The 3292-nt window shown below is 57.8% G+C and carries 2 protein-coding genes and 1 pseudogene; all 3 read right to left on the bottom strand.

The window, feature by feature from the left end:
* Positions 1-658: hemagglutinin repeat-containing protein (locus WKW80_RS36975; protein WP_340368526.1), on the bottom strand; the 658-nt coding region annotated here is incomplete at its 3' end.
* A 533-nt stretch (positions 659-1191) separates the two neighbouring features.
* Positions 1192-1518 (bottom strand): DUF2489 domain-containing protein, encoded by a 327-nt coding sequence (locus WKW80_RS36970; protein ID WP_340368525.1) that lies wholly within the window; start codon positions 1516-1518, stop codon positions 1192-1194.
* Positions 1519-1530: 12 nt separating this feature from the next.
* A pseudogene (locus WKW80_RS36965) lies at positions 1531-3292 on the bottom strand (hypothetical protein); the annotation flags it as partial.

Genomic DNA, 3292 nt, shown 5'->3' with positions numbered 1-3292 from the left:
TGTCATGGCCGGCGTGCACGCTCAGCAAGCCGCCACCCGCATCCACCGTGGCCTGGCGCGCGTTCACATCCCGCCCTGCATTAAGCGTCGTGGTGCCTTGGGTCGCGATGGCGGCTCCCAGTTCGCTGGAACTGCTTGCCGCCAGCAATGTTCCCCTGCCCGTGCCGGCCAGGGTTCTGGATTCGGTCACGGTGCCGAGGTTGATGTCGTTCCTGGCGGTGACGGAGGTGGTGCCGCCGCGGCCTTGGTTGCACAGGATGGCGCCAATCAGATTCGCGTCATGCCCGGCACTGGCCACCAGCGTGCCTCCGGGGTTGCTGACGTACAGGCCCGCCACGCGGTCGATGCTGTTGTTGCCGAAGGAGCCTGCTGCGGTGGTGGTGCGCACGTTGAGGTCGCCATCCGCATGGGCGTTCAGGCTGTCGCGGGCATCCACGGTCGCGCCGATGATGTTGAGGTCGCCCTTGGCGTCCAGCTTCACGCTGGCGCCCGAGATGCGGCCACCGGCCAGGTTGTTGATGTTGTCGGCGGTGATGTCGACCAGTGTGCGTCCGGCCAGGGTGCCGCCGTTGTTGACGTCCCCGCTGCTGTGGATCTTGAGGGTGTCGGCGCTCAGCAAGGCTCCCGATCCGTCGATGTCGCCCGGGCGCACGCGCACGTAGGGCTCTTGGTCACTCGAACCGCTGGTCTTAAGGACTTGGCACTTGCCCTATAGGAAGTCTGCGAAGGCCCGCAGCGGGGGTGAACTTCGTACGGCACAACAGAAATTACGCTTCAGATTTGAAGCCGTCTTCTAACTCGAAAACCGCCCCAAATAGCGAGGCTTTTTCCAAAAAATAAGATGCCCGATCGGAATCGAAATTTACAATGATTTTCTCATTCTGCAAAATCAAATCCACGCATCGCTTTCCCTCGGATAACGAAAATCCACAACACTCTCGAAGCAGTGCGACAAATTGGATTTTATTGAAGTCAATTTTCCAGCCGATCAATTTAATTGAAATAATTCATTTTCCCTTATCTTAATTGGGCGCGGAGCTCTCTCGATAGTCCTTGGGATTCACCAAACTCGCAATATAGTTCATGGATCACAGCGTTGTCAGCCACAGACAGATCACAGAATTCATACATCATGTGGCATGGGCTCTGCGTGATCAGAGACGCTTAATCATTGAAAATCTAGCGATTAAATTACTTCTTAAACCGTTGGATCAAATTTTCACATGCTTTTGGTGCAAAGGTCTTTGCCCAATCTTCGGTTCGCTCAAATTCCGGCCCGAGTTCGGCAAGAGCGGTTGGTGACCATTGCGCTCGCTGGGATTCGAGAGGCAAGTGATCAGTTTCTGATTGGATGATGAAAAAAACGTCAAAATCGGGATCTCGATCGGTCAGTTCAATCAAGCCGCGTTTGAGTGCGACCACCTGAGCGGCCCCTTCAAAAAAAGATAGCTCGCCATCTAGCATTGCTTGAGCAAGCAGCACCAACTGACGTTGCACCGAATTTTGATTTTCAATCATTTTTTGTAATCCTTATTTTATCGAAATTGATTTTGGCTCTACAACCCTTCCGGTAGCCGTATTTCTGTAGGCATGGATTTCAAACTTCAGGCCATCTGCCGCCGTATAACTTGCACTACTCACCTTACTCCAATCGCTGATCTGCCCGCCGTACTCCGAAGCCAAGCGAGACGCATTTCGCAATGGAATATTGGTTCCACTGCCGGCGATGTTTATGCCATTTCCAGACTCCAGCTGCGAGAGTTGCTGTTGGCTCGCCAATGATTTATTCAGATTTAAGCCGTTGATGACGCTTTGTGCATTTTCAGGTAATGTAGTAAAAACTGGACTGACCCGCTGGGCTTGCTCCGCCTTCAACACAATATTGTCAGCAATCGTATTAATCGCGGTGCTCGCCTTGCCCGCAGCCCGTACCTCCGCAGCCCCCAACGGATCGAAGGCGAAGCCCATCGCAATGAGCTCCTTATCCGTCATCTTGCCCAGCTCGAAGTTGCCCCCGTTCATCGCCATGCCACCGACCCGAATGGCGTTGTTGGCCGAATCGATCTGCTTGTCCACCACCGTGATCTGGTAGGCCAGATCGGTTTTGGTCGCTTGGTCCGTTGCGCTGTCCTTCTGGGCCAACAACTGCGTTCGGTAGTCGCGCAAGTCGCCGATGTCGCTCGCTGCCTGCGCGATTGCCTTTCCACAGGCCCCGCCATTGCCGGCGAGACAGGCATCCTCGACCTTGGCGTTGTTGGCCAGACTTTGGGTTTGCTGGTCCTTCTTGGTGCCCTTGTTGCCCGTCAAGTCCGCCACCGTCAGGTAGTTGTTGACGGTGGCGGAGTAGCCGCTCGCCGCTCCGGCACTTCCACCGACTGCCGCGCCGATCGCTGCACCTGCGAGCTCGACAAGCGTTTGCTTGACTACCAAAGGCAGATCGGCGTTTGCGATCTGCTGGCCGATTTGATCGATCGCCAACTGGCTTGCTCCAGCCCCCAGCGCCCCTTGCAATCCACTTGACAGCCCACCGGCAACCGTATGAAGTGCCACCCGGTATTCACCACCTTCAGCCCACTTCGCCGCCTCGGTGGGATCGGTGTTCTTCAGTTCATTGAATTTCTGGTTGGCATAGCTGCCCGCCGCTTGCGCCGCCTGCTGATTGAACTGCTGCGTGAGCTGTGCCTGCGCCTGCACATCCTTGACGATGGTCTGCGTGTCCCAGTCCTTGACCAGCGCCCCGGCACTGCTGCCGTCCCCGGTGCGTACGCTCTGGTCCCCCGCGATGCCCGAGATGCCCGACTTCGTGACACTGTTCTGGCTGCTGCCGTCGTCACGGCCCAGGCCCGCGCTCCCCGTGGGTGGCACGGCCTGCTGCCCGGGCTTGGGGTCCCATGACGGATTCCCGTCGTTCTCGGAGGTGTACGCCAGGCTCAAGCCGCCGCTGACCGCATAGCTGCTGCCATTGCTGGCGTTGACGTTGTGCAGCTCGCCCATCGTCAGCGTGCCGCCGGTCTGGAAGTTGTTGGCCTTGTTGTCGATGGCCGCCTGCGTGCTCTCGATGACCGCGCCCTTGAAGTCCGTATTGCCCTTGACGTTGACATCGAACCCGCCATCCCCGGCCTTGATCCCCGACTGCTGCCCCGGACTGATGAAGACCCCATCGGCCTTCGCACTCGAAGCACTCCCGCTGGCCGTCACCACCGCCCCGTAGCAGATCGGCGGGATGCACACGCTCAGGTTCAGCCCGCTGCTGGACTGCCGGCTCTGGCCGATGCTCGTGTCCTGCAGGCTC

This window comes from Variovorax humicola (assembly GCF_037889915.1).
Taxonomy (GTDB): Bacteria; Pseudomonadota; Gammaproteobacteria; order Burkholderiales; family Burkholderiaceae_C; genus Variovorax; species Variovorax humicola.
Note: the sequence above shows the minus strand (reverse complement) of the source record. Positions and strands in the feature narration are given on the sequence as shown.